Origin of the sequence: Neorhizobium sp. T25_27, assembly GCF_002968565.1 — a bacterium.
In the GTDB taxonomy this organism is placed as follows: Bacteria; Pseudomonadota; Alphaproteobacteria; order Rhizobiales; family Rhizobiaceae; genus Neorhizobium; species Neorhizobium tomejilense.
Map to the genome: position 1 here is coordinate 365,418 of NZ_PVBJ01000004.1, position 23,037 is coordinate 388,454.

Annotated in this window: 27 protein-coding genes; 17 read left to right on the forward strand and 10 right to left on the reverse strand. The window is 62.9% G+C overall.

Annotated features, from left to right (window positions below):
- The first annotated feature begins 222 nt into the window (after positions 1-222).
- The 3 genes from C5J24_RS15120 to C5J24_RS15130 all read left to right on the forward strand — a co-directional run bounded on the left by C5J24_RS15120 (position 223) and on the right by C5J24_RS15130 (position 2,340).
- Positions 223-924, forward strand: coding sequence for a L,D-transpeptidase (locus tag C5J24_RS15120; protein ID WP_105402179.1), 702 nt, complete (start codon positions 223-225; stop codon positions 922-924).
- Between the two features lie 61 nt (positions 925-985).
- Positions 986-1,870 carry an aminoglycoside phosphotransferase family protein gene (locus C5J24_RS15125; RefSeq protein WP_105418924.1) on the forward strand — a complete coding sequence of 295 codons (885 nt, stop codon included), beginning with the start codon at positions 986-988 and terminating at the stop codon, positions 1,868-1,870.
- A gap of 62 nt (positions 1,871-1,932) precedes the next feature.
- Complete coding sequence (locus C5J24_RS15130; RefSeq protein ID WP_105418926.1) at positions 1,933-2,340, forward strand: DUF6766 family protein; 408 nt, start codon at positions 1,933-1,935, stop codon at positions 2,338-2,340.
- Between the two features lie 59 nt (positions 2,341-2,399).
- On the opposite strand, the gene C5J24_RS15135 is transcribed toward C5J24_RS15130, so the two are convergent.
- Positions 2,400-2,885 carry a MarR family winged helix-turn-helix transcriptional regulator gene (locus C5J24_RS15135; protein ID WP_205836941.1) on the reverse strand — a complete coding sequence of 162 codons (486 nt, stop codon included), beginning with the start codon at positions 2,883-2,885 and terminating at the stop codon, positions 2,400-2,402.
- A 157-nt stretch (positions 2,886-3,042) separates the two neighbouring features.
- Here C5J24_RS15135 and C5J24_RS15140 point away from each other — a divergent pair, with 157 nt between their 5' ends.
- Entirely contained in the window at positions 3,043-3,465 is a 423-nt protein-coding gene (locus tag C5J24_RS15140) for an organic hydroperoxide resistance protein (RefSeq protein ID WP_046631314.1), read from the forward strand.
- Positions 3,466-3,477: 12 nt separating this feature from the next.
- Here C5J24_RS15140 and C5J24_RS15145 read toward each other — a convergent pair whose 3' ends face one another.
- Positions 3,478-3,852 carry a TfoX/Sxy family protein gene (locus tag C5J24_RS15145; RefSeq protein ID WP_105418928.1) on the reverse strand — a complete coding sequence of 125 codons (375 nt, stop codon included), beginning with the start codon at positions 3,850-3,852 and terminating at the stop codon, positions 3,478-3,480.
- Between the two features lie 71 nt (positions 3,853-3,923).
- A complete protein-coding gene (locus tag C5J24_RS15150) occupies positions 3,924-4,382 on the reverse strand; it encodes a MarR family winged helix-turn-helix transcriptional regulator (RefSeq protein WP_105418930.1) in 459 nt (152 codons plus the stop codon).
- Between the two features lie 54 nt (positions 4,383-4,436).
- Here C5J24_RS15150 and C5J24_RS15155 point away from each other — a divergent pair, with 54 nt between their 5' ends.
- The 5 genes from C5J24_RS15155 (at position 4,437) to C5J24_RS15175 (ending at position 8,031) form a co-directional block, all read left to right on the forward strand.
- On the forward strand, positions 4,437-5,189 hold the full coding sequence (locus C5J24_RS15155) for a thioredoxin family protein (protein WP_205836942.1): 753 nt from the start codon (positions 4,437-4,439) through the stop codon (positions 5,187-5,189).
- 41 nt (positions 5,190-5,230) lie between these two features.
- Positions 5,231-5,710: a DUF1579 domain-containing protein gene (locus C5J24_RS15160; protein WP_371674364.1), complete on the forward strand. Its 480-nt coding sequence runs from the start codon at positions 5,231-5,233 to the stop codon at positions 5,708-5,710.
- Positions 5,711-5,785: 75 nt separating this feature from the next.
- Entirely contained in the window at positions 5,786-6,598 is an 813-nt protein-coding gene (locus tag C5J24_RS15165) for a VOC family protein (RefSeq protein WP_105418934.1), read from the forward strand.
- Positions 6,599-6,790: 192 nt separating this feature from the next.
- On the forward strand, positions 6,791-7,474 hold the full coding sequence (locus tag C5J24_RS15170) for an alpha/beta fold hydrolase (protein WP_105418936.1): 684 nt from the start codon (positions 6,791-6,793) through the stop codon (positions 7,472-7,474).
- Positions 7,475-7,500: 26 nt separating this feature from the next.
- The gene (locus C5J24_RS15175; protein WP_105418937.1) at positions 7,501-8,031 is read left to right on the forward strand and encodes a dihydrofolate reductase family protein; all 531 of its coding nucleotides are present in this window, start codon (positions 7,501-7,503) and stop codon (positions 8,029-8,031) included.
- A gap of 71 nt (positions 8,032-8,102) precedes the next feature.
- Here the strand turns inward: C5J24_RS15175 and C5J24_RS15180 are convergent, their stop codons facing one another.
- The gene (locus tag C5J24_RS15180) at positions 8,103-8,861 is read right to left on the reverse strand and encodes an SDR family oxidoreductase (RefSeq protein WP_105418939.1); all 759 of its coding nucleotides are present in this window, start codon (positions 8,859-8,861) and stop codon (positions 8,103-8,105) included.
- 126 nt (positions 8,862-8,987) lie between these two features.
- Between C5J24_RS15180 and C5J24_RS15185 the strand changes: the two genes are divergently transcribed.
- The gene (locus C5J24_RS15185) at positions 8,988-9,383 is read left to right on the forward strand and encodes a helix-turn-helix domain-containing protein (protein WP_105418941.1); all 396 of its coding nucleotides are present in this window, start codon (positions 8,988-8,990) and stop codon (positions 9,381-9,383) included.
- A 275-nt stretch (positions 9,384-9,658) separates the two neighbouring features.
- On the opposite strand, the gene C5J24_RS15190 is transcribed toward C5J24_RS15185, so the two are convergent.
- The gene (locus tag C5J24_RS15190) at positions 9,659-11,179 is read right to left on the reverse strand and encodes an ABC-F family ATP-binding cassette domain-containing protein (RefSeq protein ID WP_105418943.1); all 1,521 of its coding nucleotides are present in this window, start codon (positions 11,177-11,179) and stop codon (positions 9,659-9,661) included.
- A 425-nt stretch (positions 11,180-11,604) separates the two neighbouring features.
- Between C5J24_RS15190 and C5J24_RS15200 the strand changes: the two genes are divergently transcribed.
- Complete coding sequence (locus C5J24_RS15200; RefSeq protein WP_046631329.1) at positions 11,605-11,910, forward strand: alkylphosphonate utilization protein; 306 nt, start codon at positions 11,605-11,607, stop codon at positions 11,908-11,910.
- Positions 11,911-12,199: 289 nt separating this feature from the next.
- Here C5J24_RS15200 and C5J24_RS15210 read toward each other — a convergent pair whose 3' ends face one another.
- Positions 12,200-13,768, reverse strand: coding sequence for a helicase HerA-like C-terminal domain-containing protein (locus C5J24_RS15210; protein WP_105418947.1), 1,569 nt, complete (start codon positions 13,766-13,768; stop codon positions 12,200-12,202).
- Between the two features lie 116 nt (positions 13,769-13,884).
- Here C5J24_RS15210 and C5J24_RS15215 point away from each other — a divergent pair, with 116 nt between their 5' ends.
- From C5J24_RS15215 to C5J24_RS15230, 4 genes are all read left to right on the forward strand, one after another.
- Positions 13,885-14,868 (forward strand): YihY/virulence factor BrkB family protein, encoded by a 984-nt coding sequence (locus tag C5J24_RS15215; protein ID WP_105418948.1) that lies wholly within the window; start codon positions 13,885-13,887, stop codon positions 14,866-14,868.
- Between the two features lie 92 nt (positions 14,869-14,960).
- Complete coding sequence (locus C5J24_RS15220; protein WP_007764435.1) at positions 14,961-15,350, forward strand: hypothetical protein; 390 nt, start codon at positions 14,961-14,963, stop codon at positions 15,348-15,350.
- A 173-nt stretch (positions 15,351-15,523) separates the two neighbouring features.
- On the forward strand, positions 15,524-15,808 hold the full coding sequence (locus C5J24_RS15225; protein WP_105418950.1) for an acylphosphatase: 285 nt from the start codon (positions 15,524-15,526) through the stop codon (positions 15,806-15,808).
- A gap of 302 nt (positions 15,809-16,110) precedes the next feature.
- Positions 16,111-17,154: a magnesium transporter CorA family protein gene (locus tag C5J24_RS15230; protein WP_105418952.1), complete on the forward strand. Its 1,044-nt coding sequence runs from the start codon at positions 16,111-16,113 to the stop codon at positions 17,152-17,154.
- Between the two features lie 250 nt (positions 17,155-17,404).
- On the opposite strand, the gene C5J24_RS15235 is transcribed toward C5J24_RS15230, so the two are convergent.
- The 3 genes from C5J24_RS15235 to C5J24_RS15245 form a co-directional block, all read right to left on the reverse strand.
- The gene (locus C5J24_RS15235; RefSeq protein ID WP_105418954.1) at positions 17,405-18,232 is read right to left on the reverse strand and encodes an aldo/keto reductase; all 828 of its coding nucleotides are present in this window, start codon (positions 18,230-18,232) and stop codon (positions 17,405-17,407) included.
- Positions 18,233-18,336: 104 nt separating this feature from the next.
- Complete coding sequence (locus C5J24_RS15240) at positions 18,337-19,374, reverse strand: aldo/keto reductase (RefSeq protein ID WP_105418957.1); 1,038 nt, start codon at positions 19,372-19,374, stop codon at positions 18,337-18,339.
- Between the two features lie 24 nt (positions 19,375-19,398).
- Positions 19,399-20,595, reverse strand: coding sequence for an MFS transporter (locus C5J24_RS15245; RefSeq protein ID WP_105418959.1), 1,197 nt, complete (start codon positions 20,593-20,595; stop codon positions 19,399-19,401).
- Positions 20,596-20,982: 387 nt separating this feature from the next.
- Here C5J24_RS15245 and C5J24_RS15255 point away from each other — a divergent pair, with 387 nt between their 5' ends.
- Together C5J24_RS15255 and C5J24_RS15260 are read left to right on the forward strand one after the other, a co-directional pair.
- Positions 20,983-21,876, forward strand: a complete 894-nt coding sequence (locus tag C5J24_RS15255; RefSeq protein ID WP_105418960.1) for a LysR family transcriptional regulator — start codon at positions 20,983-20,985, stop codon at positions 21,874-21,876.
- A gap of 107 nt (positions 21,877-21,983) precedes the next feature.
- The gene (locus C5J24_RS15260) at positions 21,984-22,319 is read left to right on the forward strand and encodes a hypothetical protein (protein WP_105405138.1); all 336 of its coding nucleotides are present in this window, start codon (positions 21,984-21,986) and stop codon (positions 22,317-22,319) included.
- A 56-nt stretch (positions 22,320-22,375) separates the two neighbouring features.
- On the opposite strand, the gene C5J24_RS15265 is transcribed toward C5J24_RS15260, so the two are convergent.
- A complete protein-coding gene (locus C5J24_RS15265) occupies positions 22,376-23,035 on the reverse strand; it encodes a glutathione S-transferase family protein (protein ID WP_105405137.1) in 660 nt (219 codons plus the stop codon).
- Positions 23,036-23,037: the final 2 nt, after the last annotated feature.

Genomic DNA, 23,037 nt, shown 5'->3' on the forward strand with positions numbered 1-23,037 from the left:
ACGGAAACATTCTCTTCGATGAGCGGAAAGAGCGGCGTTGCCGCTCTTTTTTATTCGTCATCTCAGGGGATTGAACTGCCGTGTAGGTCTCGTGAATAGTTGATTAAGGACCGCAGACCTATCCTCCAGCTCAAGGAGCGAGTCGGAACCTTTCGACCGCCCTGCCGTTAAAGAGCGATTTTGCTGTTCCCTGCGTTTTACTATCGAGCGGTCCTGCCTCAGATGATCCTGAACCCTTCCTTTTCCCGCCGGAGTTTTTTGTCTCTCCTCGGCGCGGGCGCCGCCTCCACGCTTGCCGGCTGCGCCTCGTCCGTGCCGCGTCCGCTGGCGACGACGGTTGCCTTTCGTCCGGAGCCTATTGAAGGCCCCTCGTCGGAACTGGATGTCATGTACGGCACCGTGGTCGACGGCGGTTTCGTCATCCCGGCAATCCCCTATCGCCAGGTCAACCCGCGCTATTATCGCCAGCAGGTCGTCGATCCGACCGGCGAACGCCCGGGCACGGTGGTGGTCGACACGGCCTCCCGCTTCCTCTACCTCATCGAGCCGGGCGGCACTGCCATGCGCTACGGCGTCGGCATCGGCCGCGAGGGTTTTGCCTGGCAGGGCGAGGGCGTCATCCAGTGGCGGCAGAGATGGCCGAAATGGACGCCGCCGGACGAGATGGTTGCGCGCCAGCCGGAACTGACCAAATATTCGGCAAAGAACGGCGGCATGCCGCCCGGCCTTCTGAACCCCCTCGGCGCCCGCGCGCTCTACATCTTCCAGAACGGCAAGGACACGCTCTACCGCCTGCACGGTTCGCCGGAATGGAATTCTATCGGCACCGCCGCGTCGTCCGGCTGCGTGCGGCTGATGAACCAGGATATCATCGACCTCTACGACCGCGTGCCGGAAAAAGCGCGCATCGTGGTGTGGCAGTAGGTTTTTCTGTCACAGAGGGCTGCTATCAACCCGGCCTGATCCGCCGTGCCGGGAGGTTTACATGGTTGAAATCGATGTCCCTCTCGTCAGAGGGCTGATCGCCGAACAATTCCCCGAATGGGCGGGCCTGGACGTGCGGCCGGTCACGAACGGCGGCTGGGACAACCGCACCTTTCATCTCGGCGACAGCATGTCGGTCCGCCTGCCGAGCGCCGAACGTTACGTCGCGCAGGTGGAGAAGGAGCACCGTTTCCTGCCGGCGCTTGGCCCCCGATTGCCACTTCCCATTCCCGTGCCCCTCGGGCTCGGAAAACCGGGCGGAGGTTATCCCTGGCCCTGGTCGGTCTATGCCTGGATCGCGGGTGACCGATCCAGCCTCCAGGCGATCGCCGACCTCACCGTTTTTGCAGAGGACGTCGCGGTTTTCCTCTTGGCGCTCTGGAAGATCGACGCATCCGACGGCCCGCCGGCCGGCACCCATAACTTTTTCCGCGGCGGATCGTTGGAAGTCTATGACGCGGAGACGCGCCGCTCGATCGACATTCTCTCAGGCGAAATCGATGTGCCGCTGATCACCGAAATATGGGAACGGGCGCTCGCCTCGACCTGGAAGAATACGCCGGTCTGGGTGCATGGCGACGTCGCCGAGGGCAATCTCCTGGTGCGCGGCGGACGGCTTGCCGCGGTGATCGATTTCGGCAGTTCCGGCACCGGCGACCCGGCCTGCGACCTCGTCATCGCCTGGACTCTGTTCGACGAACCGGCTGCCCGCGCTTTCCGCAACCGGGTGGGGCTCGACGCGGAGACCTGGGAAAGGGCGCGCGGCTGGTGTCTTTGGAAAGCGCTGATCACGGTTGCCGGCGAACCCGGAACGAACCCGCTGGTCAAGGAACAGCACCGCCGCTGGATCGACCGGATCGTCTCAGATCACCTAAGTCGAACCTGATCTCTGCGGGAACCACCTCGGAACTTTGTCGTTACTTTGCGCGGGGCGTTCTGGAGGAAGCCATGCAGCAGCATTCACTATGGCGTGCGTATAGCTACGCCTGGATAACCTTGGCATTTTTCGTTTTCAGTCTCTTCGGGCATTGGCTGTTCGGCTGGTTTGCCTTCGTGCAGGAACAGGCCGAACACGGACAGCCGGTCGAATTTTCCCCCTATCTGACGGAAATGTTGCGCGACACTTTTGAAAACTGGCAGTCGGAATTCCTGCAGCTGCTCTGGCAGGTCGGGGGCCTGGCCTTCTTCCTGTTTTTGGGCTCGCCGCAATCGAAGGAAGGGTCCGACCGGCTGGAGGCGAAGATCGACGTCATCCTCCGCAAGGTGGATCCGGTCGATGGCGACGGCGTGATCCGGGACCTGGACGAGCAATATTCGGGCCGCCATACGGACGAACCCGAAGCCCACAAGCCGTGAGCCCGACGGCTTCGTTGCGATCTGCTGAAGACCGGCCTCGGCCGGTCGTGGAAGGTCTGTCAAACAGAGGGCAGTGGGTCTTTTTCGCTTCCCGTATTGGTCAGCCTCTGCTTCAGCGCGATCAGTTCGTCGCGCAGCGCCACCGCCTCTTCGAAGCTGCAGCCGACGGCCTTGCCGATCGCACCGGCGACGCCCGCCGCCTGGGTTTTCAGCTCCGCTCCCTTTTTCGTCAGCGAAATCCTCACCTGCCGCTCGTCATCGCGGTCGCGCTTGCGGGCGACGAGGCCGGATTGCTCCAGCCGCTTGAGGAGAGGGGAGAGCGTGCCGGAATCGAGCCCCAGCCGGTCGCCGATCGCCTTCACCGGCTGGTCGTCCTCCTCCCACAGCGCGATCATCACCAGGTATTGCGGATAGGTGAGGCCGAGCGGCTCGAGCAGCGGCTTGTAGGTGCGCGTGAAGGCATGCGCCGCGCCGTAGATCGCAAAGCACAGCTGCGCATCGAGCTCGATCTCGAAATTATCCGCGTCGCGCGGTTTTTTCTGCATGGCCGGTCCTGTCTTCACGTGCCTGTGCTCTATCTTTTTCGAGCAAACGCATTTTCGCAGGCTTGACGGGAAAATGCAATGCGCGTAATTAGATTGTGCGCAATTGAATTGCGGACGATATTTATCACCCAGGACTAGAACCAAGGGAGTTAGACCCATGCCCATTCTCTACACCACCAAGGCTTCCGCCACCGGCGGCCGCGCCGGCCATGGCGCCTCGGAAGACGGCGTCCTCGACGTCACGCTGACGGTTCCGAAGGAACTCGGCGGCGACGGTGCCCGCGGCACCAATCCGGAACAGCTCTTTGCCACCGGTTATTCCGCCTGCTTCCTCGGTGCGCTGAAATTTGTCGCCGGCAAGGAAAAGGTAAAGATCCCGGATGACGCCAAGGTGACGGCGACTGTCGGCATCGGCCCTCGCGAAGACGGCGGCGGTTTCGGCATCGAAGTATCGCTTCTGGTCAGCATCCCGGGCGTCGAACGGTCGGTTGCCGAAGACCTCGCCGCCAAGGCCCACATCGTCTGCCCCTATAGCCACGCGATGCGCACCTCGACCGAAGTCCCGGTCACGGTCGCCTGAGGCGGGCCTCTTTCAGGAAGCGGCTTCGGCCGCTTTCTTTTGTTTGCTGTCCGGCGACGACCGTGCCGCGCGATAGGCGGCCGTTGCCCAATCGTTGAGCCGGTCGTCATCGTCGAGCACATCGGCCGGCACCTCGTAGTAGCTCGCGACAAGGACATTCCGGGCGGATGTCTTGTAGGAAAAGGGGCGTGACTCCAGCGCTTCGAACTGCGGCCGACTTTCATCGTCCACGCGAAAATACAGCGAATTCTTCATCACGAAGCCGATTTGTGCGCCGCCGACGCGTATAGCGGCGCCGGCAAAATAGCGGGTCACCGTGGCGGGCTCGACCGACGTCAGCCGATCCGCAATGTCTAAAGCCATCTGGCGTGAGGTCGAAAGGGACATGGGTTCTCGGAATTCGAGGTCGAGGGGTTTTGGTTATCTCTCCGGCACCCGTCTCCGGTCAAGCCGCCGCCTTACCGGATCACGCCTAGCGTCGCCCGCAGCTCTTCCGGGCCGCCCTCGCCAAGCTCCGCGTCGACTTCCGCATGCACCCGCTTCCAGATCGGCAGTGCGGCGGAAAGCATGGTCATTCCGTCGTCCGTCAGGCGCAGGAGCCGGCCGCGCCGGTCCTTCGGGTCGACGGTGGTTTCAACCAGGCCGCGCCGTTCCAGTACTTTCAGTGCCGCCGTCAGTGTCGTGCGGTCCATCGCGAGCAGGCTGGCGACCTGGCCCATCGGCGCCGGCTGCGGCCGGTTCAGCGACATCATCAGCGAAAACTGCCCGTTGGTGAGCCCGATCGGCTTCATCGCATTGTCGAAACGTCGGGCCAGCGCCCGCGCCGCCCGCTGTACATGCAGGCAGAGGCACGTGTCGCGTACCAGCAGCGTCGTTGAAAAGGGAATCACTTCTATGGTCGGGGTGTTTGACAGCATGGAAAGAGTATGTTGATATCAACTTATTCTGTCAAGTGTAGGAGGAGACCTGTCATGGATGTCACCATGTCCCCGAAAAACCCTGTCGTCAGTCGCGAGGAATGGCTGGAAGCCAGCCGCAGACTTCTAGCGCTCGAGAAGGAAGAGACGAAGCTGCGCGACAAGGTGCGCGCCGAGCGCCTGGCCATGCCCTGGGTCAAGGTCGACAAGGATTATGTGTTCGACACGCCGAAGGGCAGAAAGTCGCTCGCCGATCTTTTCGAGGGCCGCAGCCAATTGATCATCTATCACTTCATGCTCGGTCCGGATTGGGATGCCGGTTGCCTCGGCTGCTCGTTCCTGTCGGACCATATCGACGGCACGCTGCCGCATCTCAACAACCACGACGTCACCTTCATCGCAGTCGCCCGCGCGCCGCTCGATAAGATCGAGGCCTACAAGAAGCGCATGGGCTGGAAATTTCCCTGGGTCTCGTCCTTCGGCAGTGATTTCAATTTCGACTATCACGTCTCCTTTTCCAAGGAAGACCTTGCCAAGGAGAAGGTGTATTATAACTTCCGTGAAGTGCCGCCGTCCGAGGCGCATGATGAACTGCCGGGCCTTTCAGCCTTCTACAGGAACGAGGCGGGCGAGGTCTTTCATACCTATTCCAGCTATGCCCGAGGCGGCGAAGAGCTGATCGGCACGCTGATGATCCTCGACCGGGCGCCGCTTGGTCGCAACGAGGACTCGACGATGAACTTCGTCAAGCGTCACGACGAATACGAACAGAAACCACAAGAGACGGCTTCATCCTGCTGCCATTGAACGGGTTCATTCTGGAGCTTCGAAAAGAGGAGGAGGAAAAGATGAGCGCTATGGAAATGCCCAAACCCCAGGCCGAACACGGCTTTCTGGAAAGAATGGTCGGCCTCTGGGAGGTGACCTCCACCAGCATGGGCCATGACGAAAAATGGGTCGAGGTCTGCCGGTCGCTGAACGGCATCTGGTTCGTTGCCGAAGGCAGCGGCGAGATGCCGGGGGGCGGTGGCCCCGCCACCACCATTCTCACCCTCGGCTACGATCCGGCCAAGGGCAAATATGTCGGCACCTGGCTCGGCACGATGATGAACCATCTTTGGGTCTACGAGGGGGAGGTGTCGGACGACGGATCGACGCTCAATCTCTACACGACCGGTCCGGATTTCGCCAATCCCGGCAAGACCGGCGACTACCGCGAGCAGATCATCTTCACCGACGACGATCACCGGACCTTCAATTCCAGCGCCAAACAGCCGGACGGCACCTGGCAGCAGTTCATGGAAGCGAACTACGCCCGCAAGCGCTGAGCCTTGCGGGTGCTCAATCAACGTGCCGAACGGCCAACGCGCCGAACGGCGCAGTCATTCGGAGAGGAGACGACCATGTTGCAGACCGTTACCGGGACCAGATCGGAGACCCATGGCAAATTCATCTGGGTCGAGCTGATGACGCCCGATACCGATGCCGGCGGAAAATTCTATTCGTCGGTGGTCGGCTGGAAAGTCAAGGAAATGAGCGTGCCCGACATGCCCGCCTATTTCCTGTTCGAGATGGGCGAGGGCGACAATTGCCCCGGCATCGGCGGTATGATGAACTTTCCGCCGGAACTCGAAGGCAAGATCCCGCCGAACTGGACGGGTTATGTCGCAGTCGATGACGTCGACCAGATGGCCAAGGATTTCGTCGCCAATGGCGGACGCGTGCAGCGCGAGCCGGAGGACATTCCGGGCATCGGCCGCTTCGCGGTGGTTGCCGATCCGCATGGTGCTGTCATCTGCATCATGACGCCGCTGCCGATGGAGAATCCGCCGCAGGAACTCGCCGCGGACGCCGTCGGCAATGTCGGCTGGCGGGAACTTTATGCCGGCAACGGCAAGGAAGCCATGGACTTCTACGGCAAGATGTTCGGCTGGACCCTCGACCAGGACTTCGACATGGGCCCGATGGGCGTCTACCACATCTTCTCCCATAACGGTCGTCAGATCGGCGGCATGATGACCAAGCCGGCGGAAGTGCCGATGGCCTGCTGGTGCTACTATTTCATCGTCGACTCGATCGACGCCGCCATCACCCGGTTGACGGCAGGCGGCGGCAAGGTCGTCCACGGCCCGATGGAAGTCCCCGGCGGCTCCTGGATCGTCCAGGCGCTCGATCCGCAGGGAGCATTCTTCGCGCTGACTTCCGCGAAGAAATAAGCGGCACAGTCTGTTTTGGCGGGTGTTGGCCCTCATCCTGAAGGGCATGCGAGGCGTTGAAAGAGACGCCCGCATGTCGCCAAGGGGTGAGGGCCTTCCTCTTTTCCACCTCGATAAAACCGGTTTCAAAATGAAATTGGATTGGTAAGCTTCAACCAATTGCAAATCGCAACTGGTTTGAGAGGAAGACCCATGACGGATCGAAAACTGACATTCCTGATCGTTCACGGAGCCTGGACCGGCGGATGGTCCTGGGAGAGGGTGCTGAACCGCCTGCATGCCGGAGGCCACCGCGCTTATGCGCCGACGCTGACCGGGCTTTGCGAACGCAAGCACTTGGCAGGCCCGTCCGTGAACCTCGACACCCATATCGACGACATCGTCAACGAGGCGGTCTACAAGGACCTGACGGATCTCGTGCTGGTCGGCCATTCCTATGGCGGCATCGTCGCCACCGGCGTTGTCGAGCGCATCCCCGAACGCATCCGCTCGATCGTTTACGTCGAGGCCTTCATTCCCGAGGACGGCATGAGCTTCACGGACTACGATCCGGAGGGAGATTATTCCGCGCCGATGATCCCTGTGCCGGAAGGACCGGGCGGGCATATGCGCGAAGAGGACGAGCTGTGGGCCGCACCCAAGGCGACGCCTCAGCCTTCCGGCACGTTGCGGCAGAAGCTGAAAGTCACCGGCGCCTACGAGCGCGTCCCGAAAAAGACCTTCATCGTCGCGACCGGCTGGGACGGGCCGTTCGGCCAGATGTCGGAGAAATACCGCGGCGCCCCCGGCTGGACCGTGCGGGAGCTTGCCTGCGGCCATGACATCCCGATCGACATGCCGGACGAACTGACGGCACTGCTGATCGAGGCGGCCTGAATACCCTGCAGTGGAGATTTTGCGACATGGCGAAGCTCATCTTTGGAATGAACCTGTCCCTCGACGGTTATGTCGACCACGAAAAAATGGAGACAGGCCCCGTGCTCTTTCGTCACTGGATAGAGCACGTCCGTGATCTGACCGGCAGTGTGTATGGTCGCCACATGTACGAGACCATGCGCTATTGGGACGAAGACCGCCCCGAATGGGATGCCGAGCGCCACGAATTCGCCGCGGCCTGGCGGCGCCTGCCGAAATGGGTCGTGTCGCGCTCGCTGAAGTCTGTCGGACCCAACGCCACGCTTGTCGAAGGTGACGTCGAGGCGGTGATCCGCGGGCTGAAGGCGGGGCTCGCCGGGGAGATTTCGGTGTCCGGACCGGACCTCGCGGGAAGCCTGACCGACCTTGGTCTTATCGACGAGTACCGGCTCTACCTCCACCCCGTCGTACTTGGTCGCGGCAAACCATTCTTCGCCGGCCCGCGGCCACCGCTCCGCCTTGTTTCTACAGATCGCGTTGGCGAGGACGTGATCAGGCTGACATACGTGCCTGCCTGAACCACGCTCCTCGCCAGACGGATTTGCGCCGACGGATCAGGCCCACAGGGGCGGTCGGGACGCGTCGGTAGTCAGTGGCTCATGGAATTGATGCCGTTGAACATCGCGTCGAAATTGCCGTTCTCGACCGCATGACGCAGCGGCTTGCAGCGTTCGACGACCACTTCCTTGACGTCCGGCTGCCGCGTCAGGATGTCCATGACCTCCGAGATGAAATCGGCAAGCGGCATGGCGTTCGGGTCGCTCGCCTGGCGCTCGCCCATCAGGGATGTCTGCACATAGGGCGGCACGATCTCGATCACCTGCGGCCCCGCCTCCTTGAGCTGCTCGCGGATCGCCATCGAATAGGAATGGATGGCGGCCTTGGTGGCGGAATAGGTCGGCGTCAGCGCCATCGGCACGAAGGCAAGGCCCGAGGATACGGTCAGGATCGCGGCATCTTTCTGGGTGCTCAACTGCGGCAGCAGCGCCGCGATCAGCCGGATCGGGCCGAGCAGGTTGGCGGTGATCGTCTGCTCGGCGGTCGAGAGATAATCCGAGCCGGCGCCGATATGTTCCGGCACCATGATGCCGGCATTGTTGATGACAGCGTTCAGCGACGGATAGGCGGCCGCAAGCTCGGCCGAGAATGTCTTGATCGCGTCGGCATCGGAAAGATCGAGCACCATGCCTTTCATGCCGGGATTGGCGGCGGTCACCGCGTCGAGCGTCGCCTGGCGTCGGCCGGTGATGATCACCTGGTTGCCGAGCGCATGGAACGCCTCGGCGAGCGCCCGGCCGATGCCCGAATTGCCGCCGGTGATGAGGATCGTATTGCCGTTCATTTTCATGGTCGTCGCCTTTCCGTGTTGCGTGGCCGGAAAATACGGCTATCAATCTCTTCTCGGAAGAAGGCACCCAAAAGATTTATACGCACCAAAAGGAGAGTGACTGTGGATCAAGGAACTCGCCCGTCGATGCGGTCACCCTCAGGTCGTGAAATCCCCGACGAGATCGATCCGGTATTGGAAGAACTGGTGCGCGGCATCATCGGCCGGGTGGCCGACAAGTGGACCATGCTGATCCTCGAGGTACTGGAGGAGCACGGCACGCTGCGGTTCACCCAGATCGGAAAGTTGACCGGCGGCATCAGCCAGAAGATGCTGACCCAGACGCTGCGGCAGATGGAACGGGACGGTTTTGTGTCGCGCAAGGTCTATCCGGTCATCCCCCCGAAAGTCGAATACAACCTCACGGAACTCGGCCGAAGCCTCAGCGCCGCCTTCTGCGCGGTGTGGGAATGGGCAGCGGTCCACCACGCCGATATCGACGCATCCCGAAAAGCCTTCGAGGAGCGGAATGGGAAAGCCTGAGTTTTTCTCCTTATGGAGGGGAGGGAAGGGATCTCCTTAGCCGGCTGCCACCACCGCTTCCCCGTTTTCGCATGTGGGACGTGAGGCGGTGCGGCGTCCCTAACCCTCCCCCTTGTGGGGAGGGTGGCCGGCAGGCGGGCGGGGTTTTTATACTGGTTGAAGGCCCCTCCCCAACCCCTCCCCACAAGGGGGAGGGGCTCCACGCACCGTCGTCCCCTCAAATTCTATCGCCATACCGCGAGCGGGGAAAAGGGTGAGGAGCAATTTCTATCGAGTCAGCAACGGCTCGCCGTAAAGAAGCTCTCCGGCCCCTCCACCTCGACCAGCCGCCGGCCTTCCACCTGCCAGAAACGGGTGCCGACGGCGCGCACGAAACTGCGGTCGTGGGAGACCAGCAGGCAGCTTGCCTGGTGCGCCATCAGCTCGCTTTCCAATGCTTCCTGCCCGTCGATGTCGAGATGGTTGGTCGGTTCGTCGAGCAGGTAGAAATTCGGCTCGAGCAGCCGCAGCGCCAAAAGGCCGAGCCGTGCCTTCTGCCCGCCCGAAAGCTCTGCCACAGGCCGCGCCTGCATCTCCACGGTGATGCCTATGCCGGCGAGCAGTGAGCGGGCCTTCTGGTCGCCGATGTCGAACCGGTGGATGATCGTTTCGTTCGGCGTCTGCCGGTCGTCAAGATCGGCGAGCGACTGGTCGCCGTAGCCGAGGATCAGCGTCGGTGTCGCCTTGATGCCGCCGATCGTTGACGAGGGTTCGGCGATCGCCCGGCGCAGCATCGTCACCAGCCGCGTCTTGCCGGTGCCGTTGCGGCCGAGCAGCACGATCCGGTCGCCCTGGCAGATGAACTGCTTGCCGGTCCTGAACAGCAGCGTGCCGTCCGGCGTCGTCACCGCCGCATCCTCCAGCGTTACCAGCACCTTGGCATGGGTACCCCGATTGGCGAGGCGGATGGCGCCGGCCGAGCGTTCCAGATGCGCCGGCTTGGCCGTATCCTCCAGCTTTTCGGCCCGTTCTTTCAGCTGCTTGGTCTTGACCACCAGCAGGTCGCTGCCGGAGTTGATGCCGATATTCTTCAGCTTCGCCGCCTGCCGGCGCAGCTGATCGGCCGTCTTCATGTCGCGCTCGTAGCGCTTCGCGTCCGCCGCATCCGCCTCGTCGAGCGCTGCCCGTGCTCTGAAATAGGGCAGGGAGAAGGCTTGGGAGTTCTCCGGCCGCAGGAAAAGCGTGCGGTTGGTCACAGTGTCGAGGAAGGCGCGGTCGTGGCTCGACAGGATCACCGGCATGTCGCGGGGGAGCGCGTTCAGCCAGTCTTCCAGAAGCGCGATCTTGGCAAGATCGAGATGGTTGGTCGGCTCGTCGAGCAGCAGCGCATCTGGTTCCGTCACCCAGGCCCGAGCGATCAGCGCCAGCCTTTGCCAGCCGCCGCTCAGCGCGGCAAGCGGCCGCTCACGCAACTCCTCGGGGACGTCCATTCCTTCGAGCGCGACATCGGCGCGCCAGCTTTCGCTGTCGATCTGGTCGGCCGGGAGCGCCTGGAGCACGGCTTCGCGAAAACTCGCCGGCATCAGGGCAGGGGGCACGTTCTGCTCCACCATGCCGATCGTCAGTCCCCGGCTTCTGGTGATCTCGCCCTCGCTCGCATCGAGCGTGCCGGCGATGCATTTCAAGAGCGTGGACTTGCCGCGCCCGTTGGCCGCGACGATGCCGATCCGGTCGCCGGCATTGACGGTGAGGTTGAGCCCGGAAAATAGCGGGCTGGAAAGGGTAATTCCGAGATTGCGGAGGTTGATGAGGCTCATTGTTGTTCTCTGGTCTTGGCTTGCGGACACAGGACATCGCGGGCACTCGCGGCCATCATCGATGTCATGCACAGTTTGCAGCGTGTTCGAAAATCGCAGCTATGCACGAGCGGGCGCTCGGCGCTGCGGGCCACGAAGGGCAGACCAGGAAGGTGTATTTTAAGAGAAACGGCCTCTGGTCAGCCCTGCAAACGCATTTGCAGGGCGTCGACGGGACCACGCGTCCGGTAGTACCGGAAATAGAAATTGTGCACGTGATCCTCCTTTCTCTTGAAAAGCACATTGGCGAAATACCATCGCACTCAGGCGAATGCAACCGGACCATACTCGGCCGGGTTATCGCCGCGGCGCTTGCCCGGGACGGTTCGGCTGTTATAAGCGGCCATCGCCGACTGGCGAATTGTTGATTTTCAGGAGAGACGCCGATGGCTGGCGATGACGACGAATACGTCTATGACGAAGCGACCGGCGACTGGCGCCCGGCCTCCGAACTGGCTGCGGCCGCAGGTGCCGGTGCCGCCGAGGTTCGCGACGCATCCGGAACCGTCCTCAAGGACGGCGATTCCGTCACCCTGATCAAGGACCTCAAGGTCAAGGGCGCCGGCCAGACCCTGAAGCAGGGCACGGTCATCAAGTCGATCAAGCTGACCGACAACCCCGAAGAAATCGACTGCCGCCACGAGGCGATCAAGGGCCTGGTGCTGCGGACGGAATTCGTGCGCAAGCGCTGAGGAGTCGGGTCGCTGCCAAGCCCGATAGGTTTCGGGCGCGGCGCACCCCCCTCTGCCCTGCCGGGCATCTCCCCCACAAGGGGGGAGATTGGCCAGAGGCCAGCTCCTAACTGCCCATTGGGCGGCGTCCGCGATTTGTCGCCAAGTCTGGCATATTGATTAGGGCAGGGCGCACGCCCCATCCGATCTCCCTCCTTGTGGGGGAGATGCCCGGCAGGGCAGAGGGGGGTAAACCCAGTCGATCAAGGTCTATGATCGTATTCTGTAATCTACCCGTCTGCCTCGAACCCTACCGCTTCAAGCTCCCCAAGATCCCGCGCACGATCGCCCGGCCGACCTGTGTCGCAACCGTGCGGGTCACGCTCTTCATCGCCGCTTCGATGATCGTCTCGCGCTGGTAGCCGGAGCGGCGCGGCTGGGCGCGGCCCTGGTCGTCGTCCTTGCCGCCGCCGAAGCCCGGCAGGGTCCAGCCGGTCGTCTCGCCGGAACCGGCGGGTGGGGCGGATTGCAGCTCGTCCTGCGCCTTTCTGGCGGCGGCCGCATCGGCAGCCTGCTTGGCGCGTGCGGCGAGGATCTCGAAGGCGGATTCGCGGTCCATGTCCTCGTCATAGAGGCCGAGCACCGGGCTCTTGTCGAGGATCATCTGCCGCTCCTGGTCGGAAAGCGGGCCGATGCGTCCCGACGGCGGGCGCACCAGCGTGCGTTCCACGATCGAAGGCGCACCCTTGCCCTCAAGCGTCGAGACCAGCGCCTCGCCGGTGCCGAGATTGGTGATCGCCGTGGCGCAGTCGAAATCGGGGTTGGGGCGGAACGTGTCGGCCGCCGTCTTCACCGCCTTCTGCTCGCGCGGCGTATAGGCCCGCAATGCGTGCTGCACTCGGTTGCCGAGCTGGGCAAGCACGGTTTCCGGCACGTCGAGCGGGTTCTGGGTGACGAAATAGACGCCGACGCCCTTGGAGCGGATCAGGCGCACCACCTGTTCGACGCGCTCGGTCAGCACCTTTGGCGCGTCGTTGAAGAGCAGATGCGCCTCGTCGAAGAAGAACACCAGCTTCGGCTGTTCCGGATCGCCCACTTCCGGCAGTTCCTCGAACAGTTCCGAGAGCAGCCACAGAAGGAAGGTCGCGTAAAGCCTGGGGTTCATCATCAGCTTGTCGGCGGCGAGCACCGAAATCTGCCCGTAGCCGGTGTTCGGGTTGGTCCGCATGATGTCTGAAATCTTCAGCGCCGGCTCTCCGAAGAAATGCTCGGCGCCCTGTTGTTCGAGCACCAGCAGCCCACGCTGGATCGAGGCAACGGAGCTTTTCGAGATCAGCCCGAACTGGCTCGACAACTCGCTGGCATTCTCGGCCATGTAGTTGAGCAGCGAGGCGAAATCCTTGAGGTCGAGCAGCGGCAGGTTCGCCTTGTCGGCGATCTTGAAGGCGATGTTGATGACGCCTTCCTGCGGCTCGGATGCATCCATCAGCCGCGACAGCAAGAGCGGCCCCATCTCGGCGATGGTGGTGCGCACCCGGTGGCCCTTTTCGCCGAACAGATCCCAGAAGATCACCGGGAACTGTTCGAAATCATAGTCCGCAAAGCCGATCTGCTCGGCGCGCTTCAGGAGAAAATCCTTAGGCTCGCCCTTCAGGGCGATGCCGGACAGGTCGCCCTTGATGTCGGCGGCGAACACGGGCACGCCGGCCTTCGAAAAACCTTCGGCGAGAACCTGCAGGGTCACCGTCTTGCCGGTGCCGGTGGCGCCGGTGACGAGACCGTGGCGGTTGCCGAACTTCAGTTCCAGATATTCAGCCTTGTTGAGCGAATCGTCCGGCTTGCGGCTGCCGCCGATGAAGAGCTTTCCCGTATCGTCCATGCAACTATGCGCTCCCTGACCGCGTTCTGTGGCAACTGCTTATAGGATGTGCGGAGGCGCCGGGCAACGGCAACGAGATCGGCCCGCGCCCGCTTGCGAGGGAAGGCTGGGTAGGCATGACGACCGGCGAAAGGGCGGCCGCATTGGAAACCGACAGGGGCCGCGAGGCAGACGCTCCGGAGGAGATTCCCTCCCCGGGCCTGAAGGACGTCTTCTGGCGCGTCTATGCCGGTGTCACCAGGGACCGCATCATGCTGATCGCCGCGGGCGTCACCTATTATCTGCTGCTGGCACTGTTCCCGGCGGCAAGCGCACTCGTATCCCTTTACGGTTTCGTCGCGGATCCGGTCGCGATCGTAGACCGAATCACCTTCCTAACCTCCGTCATGCCGGCGGACGGACTGAACATCTTTCTCGAGCAGTTGCGGGCGCTGACGTCGGAGCGCAACACGACGCTGTCGATCGCCCTGATCGGCGGCCTGGCGCTGGCGCTGTGGAGCGCCAATAACGGCATGAAGGCGCTGTTCGAGGCGATGAACGTCGCCTATGCGGAAGAGGAAAAGCGCAGCATCGTCCGCCTCAACCTCATCTCGCTTCTCTTCACGCTCGGCGCGCTTTTGCTGGCGATCGTCATCCTGTTTGCGATGGGCGTCGTGCCGGCGGTGCTGCGTTATCTCTGGCTGGACCGCTTCACGGAAATCATCATCCGGCTGGCCAGATGGCCGGTGATGATGCTGTTCGTCGCGGGCGGCATCATGATACTCTACCGCTTCGGCCCGAGCCGCGAACCGGCCAAGCTCAAGTGGCTCACCTGGGGTGCGGCATTCTCGACCGTCGCATGGCTTGCCGCCTCGATTGCGGTTTCCTTCTATCTGGGGAATATTGCCGACTACAACGCCACCTACGGCACGCTCGGCGCGCTGATCGGTTTCATGGTCTGGACATGGATATCGGTCATCATCGTCATCGTCGGTGCCGAGATCAATGCCGAACTCGAACACCAGACGGCCCGCGATTCGACCACCGGCACGCCGGTGCCCTTGGGCGCCCGCGGCGCCCACATGGCCGATACGGTGGGCGAGAGTTCCGGCGAAACATGAAGCCTGGAGATGCTTCACGCTCCCTGTTGGCTTCGGCTAAGACTGTGTGTATTACCTTGACGTGAACGTCAAAACCTTCAGGAGAGAGATTGATGAACGAACTGGTTTCCCGCGTCGCCGAGAATGTCGGCATTGCCCCTGACGTCGCCGAAAAGGCGATCGGCATGATGCTCGGTTTCCTGCAGCGCGAGGCCGACGACGGCGCGGTTGCCAAGATGATCGAGGCGATCCCCGGTGCTTCCGAACTGGTTGCCAAGTTCAACGGCGAAGGTGCCGGCGGCGGCGGTCTCCTCGGCGGCCTGATGGCAAGCTTCGGCGGTGGCGTCATGGCGCTCGGCCAGCAGCTGATGAGCCAGGGTCTCGGCATGGGCGAGATCACCGGCCTTGCCAAGGAAACCATGGCGGTCGCCCGCGAACACGCCGGCGACGAGGTCGTCGATACGGTCATCGCTTCGGTCCCGGGCCTGTCGCAGTTCGTCTGATCTGCATCCTTCGACTTTTCCAAGCCGTCGGCCGCGAGGCCGGCGGCTTTTTGTCTTGTCCAAGGCAATGAGGCCGGCGAGGACCAATCGGATACTGTCGGCACCCTTGCAGGCTTGTCCTCGGCTTCGCACTCTCCATGTCATTGAGAGTAGCCCCAAGATGGGAGGTTGCCATGTCCGATGATGACGAGGCCGCCATGGTGCGGATAACCGGAAGGGTGCAAGGTGTCGGTTTCCGTGCCTGGACCCGTGAGGAGGCGGAACGGCTGGGTTTGACGGGCTGGGTCCGCAACGAGCCGGATGGTTCCGTCCTTGCTTTGCTCGCGGGATCACCCGCCGGCATATCGCAAATGCTCGAGCGTTTCCGGCACGGTCCGCCCGGCGCGTCGGTCTCCGGTGCGGAGCGACAACCGGCAACGCTCGCGGAAAAGCCGGTCGGCTTCCGGATCACCAGATGACCCGGCCGATCGCTCGGTTCCCGGTTCTCGGTGGCCCATCTTCCGCGGCTATCCGACCCGAAGCGGCGGCAGTTGTTTTGCGTCGGCTGCGACAGAAAAGCCATTGACTTTTCATCCTCTAAGGCACATTTCCAAAAATGAAGTGACGCCCGACCGGGCGCCACTCTTTCAAAGGACAATTGAGATGAACCCCGACAGTCGAAGTTCGACGTCATCATACCGACCCGTTCCTCCGGGGCTCTAGTCCTTGCTTGAAAGGATGCGCGCTCCGAAGGGACCGATGGTCCGAAAAAGGAGCCGTCATGCTGCGCATCCATGCCTACGACCTTGATCGCCTTGTTTCCGTCGCTTCCGACGTGCCGGCCGTTGCCGCAGCGCCGGTCGCTACCGATCCGTCGGCACCGGTCACGCCCGCCCTCGCAACCCCTGCAGTCGTCTGGTACGACCTGGTCAGCCCGACGCCCGACGAGGAACGCATCGTTGGCGAGCGCCTCGGCATCACCGTGCCGACCATGGACGAGATGGAGGATATCGAACTCTCCGCCCGCCTCTACCAGGAGGACGGCGCCGAGTTCATGACCATGACGGTGCTGACCAGGCCCGACGCCGGCACGCCGCGGAAGGTCCCCGTCACCTTCATCGTCAAGGGCCAGGTCCTCGTCACCGTTCGTTATGCCGAGCCGCGCCCCTTCGATGCCTTCATGGCGCGTGCCCGCAAGCCGAACGGCGCCGGCCTGCATTGCGGTTACGGCGAACTGATCATGACCGGGTTGATCGAGGCGATCATCGACCGCATGGCCGACACGCTGGAACGGCTCGGCACCGAGATCGACCAGATTTCCCAGGAAGTCTTTTCGACCAAGGCCGCCAAGGCCAACAAGAAGACCCGCGACTTGCAGGACCTCATACGCGAGGTCGGCCAGAAGGGCGAGTTCATCACCGTGGTGCGCGAGAGCCTCGTCAGCGTCTCCAGGGTCGTCGCCTATTACGCAGCGCTCGACGGCGTCGACCGCAAGCTGTCGAAGGAACTGCGCCAGCGCCTGAAACTGCTGCAGCGGGACGCCACCTCGCTTGGCGATCACTCCGCTTTCCTGTCCGGCAAGATCAATTTCCTGCTCGATGCGACGCTGGGGCTGATCAATCTCGAACAGAACCAGATCATCAAGATCTTCTCGGTCGCCTCGGTCGTCTTCCTGCCGCCGACGCTGGTCGCCTCGATCTACGGCATGAACTTCGCCTACCAGCCGGAGCTGCAATGGCACTATGGCTATCACGCCGCGATCGCGCTGATGATCTTCTCGATGGCCATGCCTTATCTGTATTTCAAGCGGAGAGGCTGGCTGTGATCAAGGAAGGCCTCCCGTTTTCTCGCGGAGGCCGCGGTTTGCTCCCTCTTCTCCCCGGCGGGGAGAAGTGCCGAGCATAAGCGAGGCGATGAGGGGGATGAGGAGCGGTCCGGCGAAGCCGGAGCAATCGATCCACTGGATCGATTGCAGCGACGAACACGCGAACCGTAATGTTTGAGGCAGAATGTGGCTTCGCCCCCCTCATCCGGCCCTCCGGGCCACCTTCTCCCCGCTGGGGAGAAGATAATCCTCAAAGATCCCATTCCGGCGCCAGATGGCCGGGGCTGACGATGCGGCCGGTCGGCTTGGCGAGGGCGTGGATCGCCTGCATTTCGTCCTCAGACAGCGCGAAATCGAACAGGTCGAAGTTTTCCGGCAGGCGGGAAACGGTCGCGGTCTTGGAAAGCGCGATCACGTCCTTCTGCTGGATCGCCCAGCGCAGCGTCACCTGCGCGGCCGTCTTGCCGTGCTTGGCGCCGATATCCTTCAGCACCGCGTCGCCCGGCACCGCGCCGTTCGCCATCAGGTAATAGGCGGTCAGCGACATGCCGTGCTCGGCCACTTCGGCCAGAACCTTCGTCTGGTCGAGATAGGGATGGTATTCCACCTGGTTGGTGGCAAGCGGCGCATCCGAAAGCTTCACCGCTTCTGCGATCAGCGCGACGGAAAAATTGGAGACGCCGATATTCTTCACCTTGCCGGCCTTCTTGAGCTCGTTCAGCGCGCCCATGCGGTCGGCGAGCGGCATTTCGCTCTGCGGCCAGTGGAGGAGAAGCAGGTCGACATAGTCAGTCTTCAGCTTGGCGAGGCTCTCGTCGACCGAGGCGAGGAAGGCGGCATGGCCGACGCGGTCGACCCAGACCTTGGTGGTGAGGAAGATGTCGGCGCGCGGGATGCCGGATTTCGAAAGCACATCGCCGACGGCCGCCTCGTTCTTGTAGATCTGCGCGGTATCGACATGGCGGAAGCCGAGCTTCAACGCCTCCGGCAGCACGCGGGCGACGTCTTCGTCAGGCATGCGGAAGGTGCCGAAACCGAGGGCGGGAATGTTGGCGCCGTTGGCGCTGACTGTGAACATATGGAACTCCTATGGGGAAAGCCCGGCATACGGCCGGGCCAAATGAGGCCCGTATTACATGGACCGATTCGGTGACGGATCAACCACCTTGATTTCAGGAGGCGTCAGCCGGCAAGCGGCGGGTTGAGGCTGGCAAAACCTTCCTGGCGCCGATAGGGGAAATGCGGGTAGGGGGCTGTGACGGCGCTGGCCGCATCCAGCCCGCCGATCTGTTCCGCAGTCAGCGACCAGCCGACGGCCCCCAGATTCTGGCGAAGCTGCTCCTCGTTGCGGGCGCCTATGATTACCGAGGAGACGGTCGGCCGGCTGGTGAGCCAGTTGATCGCCACCTGCGGCACCGTCTTGCCCGTCTCGTCGGCCACCACCTGCAACGCATCTACGACGCGGTAGAGCAGCTCGTCTTCGACGGGCGGGCCGAAATCCGCCGTCTCGTGCAGACGGCTGCCTTCCGGAAGCGGCTTGCCGCGGCTGATCTTGCCGGTGAGGCGTCCCCAGCCGAGCGGGCTCCAGACGAGCGCGCCAAGCCCCTGGTCCTGTCCCAATGGCATCAGGTCCCATTCGTAGTCGCGGCCGACCAGCGAATAATAGACCTGGTTCACGACATAACGCGTCCAGCCATGTTTCTCGGCGGCGGCGAGCGACTTCATGATCTGCCAGCCGGAGAAGTTCGAGACGCCGATGTAACGCAGCTTGCCATCCTTCACGAGCTGGTCGAGCGTCGAGACGACCTCTTCGACAGGCGTGGAGGCATCGAAGGCATGCAACTGGAAGATGTCGATATGGTCGGTGCCGAGCCGCTTCAGGGCCGCATCCACCGCGCCGATCAGGCGGGATCGCGACGAGCCCCAGTCGTTCGGCCCGTCGCCGGTCGGCAGGCTGGCCTTGGTGGAGATCAGCACCTCGCCCCGCCGGCCCTTGATCGCCTCACCCAGCACCTCTTCCGAAGCACCGGCCGAATAGACGTCGGCCGTGTCGAACAGGTTGACGCCGGCCTCGAGGCAAATGTCGACAAGGCGGCGGGCTTCTTCGACATCGGTCGTGCCCCAGTGGCTGAACAGCGGGCCGGAGCCGCCGAATGTGCCGGCTCCGAAGCTTAAGACCGGCACTCTGAGGCCGGATTGTCCGAGATTGCGGTATTCCATGATGGTGATCCTCGAGTGTGAAAACTATTCGGCCGGGCAGGAGAGGGCGGGATTGCCGCTGACGGTGGTCTCGCGCCTGTCCAGCCGGATGGCGAAGAGGGCGACGGCAAGGGCTGCGAGCGGCACCAGGCCGGCGATCAGGGTGACCGAGCCGAGCCCCGGGCCATGGTCGATGACCACGCCGCCGAGCCAGGCGCCGATCGCATTGCCGAGGTTGAAGGCGGCGATGTTGAACGACGAGGCAAGCCCCTGGCCGGCGCCTTCGGCCTTCTGCAGCACCCAGATCTGCAACGGCGAGACGGTGGCGAAGGCTGCGGCGCCGAACAGGCCGATGGCGATGACGGCGAGCACCGGCTGGTGGATCGCGGCCGTCAATGCCAGCAGCACGACGGAGAGCGCGATGAGGCTGGCGACGATGGTCGGCACCAGATGACGGTCGGCAAGCCACCCGCCGGCAAGGTTGCCGATCACCAGACCGCCGCCGAAGACGAGCAGGATCGGCGAGACCGCGGCTTCCGAAAAGCCGGTGATCTGCGTGAGGATCGGGGCGATATAGGTGAAGCCCGCAAACACGCCGACCCAGCTCAGCACGGTGATCAGAAGCCCGAGCAGAACCGAGCGGCGGCCGAGCACGGCAAGCGCGCCCTGCGAGCTTTCCTCCTGATTGTCCGCGGCCTTGTCCTTTGGAACGAAGAGCGCGATGACGGCGAGCGCCACGATGCCGATCAGGGTGACGGCAAAGAACGTCGAGCGCCAGCCAAAGGCCTGGCCGAGCCAGGTGCCGAAGGGCACGCCGAGAATGTTGGCGACCGTCAGGCCGGTGAACATGATGGCGATGGCCGAAGCCTTTTTATTCGGGGCGACGAGGCTGGTGGCGACCACCGAACCGACGCCGAAGAACGAGGCATGCGCGAATGCGGTCAGCACCCGTGCCGCCATCAGCGTCCAGTAGTCGGGTGCCAGCGCACAGGCGAGGTTGCCGACGGTGAACACCACCATCAGGCTCATCAGCAGGGTCTTGCGCGACCATTTGCCGGTCAGCATGCCGAGGATGGGCGCACCGGCGACGACGCCGAGCGCGTAACCGGAGATCAGCAGGCCGGCGGCCGAGATCGACACGCCGAGATCTTTGCTGACGTCGATCAGCAGGCCCATGATGACGAATTCGGTGACCCCGATGCCGAAGGCACCGGCCGTCAGCGCGTAGAGAGCGAGAGGCATTGGCTTGGGTCCTTGTCCTTGGGAGGAAGGAATTGAGTTTGATGCAGCGCAATATCGTCACCTCGGACTTGCGTGTGTAGCCGCATAAGCGGATAATCATTTGTGAATTGAAGTCACAGGTGACGTTGATGGTGGAGCAAGCCCGCCCCCCTCTGGCCTGCCGGCCATCTCCCCCACGGGTGGGGAGATCAGCTGGGCGCCTGCTCACCACGTTCCATTCAACGTGTCTTGCTGCACGCCTTCCGGCTGGAGTGCGCGACGCTTATTTGGAAGCGACGGTCGCCCCGCTTGCGATCTCCCCACCCGTGGGGGAGATGCCCGGCAGGGCAGAGGGGGGCGGGAGCCACGGTGCCGGTGGTTTTGGAAATTGAAAGCTAGGAACATACGATGGACAACCGCGCCGGCGAAATGGAAGTCTTTGCGCTGGCAGCCGAGCTGAAGAGCTTTTCCGCCGCGGGGCGAAAGCTGAAACTCTCCCCGTCGGCGGTCAGCAAGCTGGTCACCCGGCTGGAGGATCGGCTCGGCACCCGCCTCGTGGTCCGTTCCACCCGCATGCTGCAGCTGACGCCGGAGGGGGAGACCTATCTGGCGCGGGCGCAGCGCATCCTGGCCGAGATCGCCGATACGGAAGAGATGGTCTCCGGCGGTGGCCGCACGCTGCCGCGCGGGCCGCTGTCGATCAACGCTTCGGTCGGCTTCGGAGAACGGTATGTCCTGCCGCTCACCTGCGAATTCCAGCAGCTTTTCCCGGATGTGCAGCTCGATATCACGCTGACCGACGACATCGTCGATTTGATCCGCGAGCGGGTCGATATCGCCATCCGCCACGGGCCGATGCGCAACTCGTCCCTGATGGCGCGAAAGCTGGGCGAGAGCCGTCAGGTGGTGATCGCCTCGCCGGGTTATCTGGAGCGTCACGGTGTCCCGAAGATGCCGGCCGAGCTCATCCATCACAACTGCATCAATTTCAATTTCCGGCGGGCGGTCGAAGGCTGGCCTTTTCGTGATCCGAAAACCGGCAGCCGGGAGCTGTTGCCGGTTTCCGGAAACCTCAAGGCGAGCAACGGCTCGATCATCCGCCAGTTCTGCCTGGATCACCTCGGCATCGGCCGCGTTGGGCGTTTCCATGTGGAGCCGGATATCGAGGCCGGCCGGCTCGTACCGGTTCTGGAGGATTTCAACCCGGAGGACATCGAGGAAATCCACGCCGTTTATGCCGGCCACGAGCACCTCGCCCTGCGCATCCGCACCTATATCGACTTCCTCGCGGCACGACTTTAAGAGACCGTTCTGGTCGTGTTGATCGGCAAACGTGTCTTCTATGCCACAGATTCGCCTTGCTTTAGCCGATTTCCGTACCCAAATCCCGGGTTCAGGAGAATCCCGGCATGAGTGACCAACTGAACGACATCATCGCCCGTCTGCGGGCGGAGGTAATTGCCGATTCGTCGGAGTACCCACACGTGAACGTGCCGCTGGAAGACCTGCGGCTCATCGTCCAGAGCTTCGAAATCCTTCATGCGGAGAAGGAAGCGCTGCGCCGCCGCGTGGAACAGCACGCGGAAGTCGTAGAAGCCGTCGAAGTCTTTATTGCAGCTTACCGCGACAAATATAAGAACTATGGCAACGGCGGCGTTCGTCCCAGCGCCGTGCTTCGCCGCGAGGTACGGATGATCTGGGCTGCCATGAACGGTCACGTCCTGGCGACCGAGAGCACGTTCTAAGCGTTGCGGGGCACGCTGGGCCGGATCGGTAGCCGGATAGACGCGCCGCCGACCTGTCAGTCCCTGTCCGGTGCGCCGAGGGGGAAGAACGAGCGGTAGGGCCGGGCCTCGTCCACCGCACGCGCAAAAGACGGCCGGGCGAGCAGCCGGCTGCGATAGGCCCGCACATGGGCGAACTGCTCGCCGATCCGGTGCGTCCAGTCCGCGTAGAAGAGGGCAGGCGCCGCGGCGCAATCGGCGAGGCTGAACGCATCGGCCGCCGCCCATTCCCGACCCGCCATCCGTTCGTCCAGCCAGCCATAGGCGGCATCCAGCATGCCGCGCGCTTCCTGCACGCCGTATGGATCGCGGTGCTCTTCCGGCCGGATGGCGTTGAAGACCACCTTTTGCTGTGGGGTGGAAATGTAGTTGTCAAAGAAGCGATCCATCATCCGCACATCGAGCGCCGCATCCGCATCGTCGGGGATCAGCTTCACCGGGCCGGGATAATGAAGATCCAGATATTCGATGACGATCGACGATTCGAAGACCCGTTTCTCCCCGTCGAGCAGGACCGGGAAGCGCTTCACCGGCCACATGCTGCAGAGGTCTTCATAGGCCGAAGGATCCTCCGGCCCGAGCATGCGGGTGTCGAACTCGGTGCCGTTCTCATAGAGCGCGGTGAGCACCTTCTGGCAGTAGGACGAAAATGGATGCGAATACAGAACCGGACGCATGA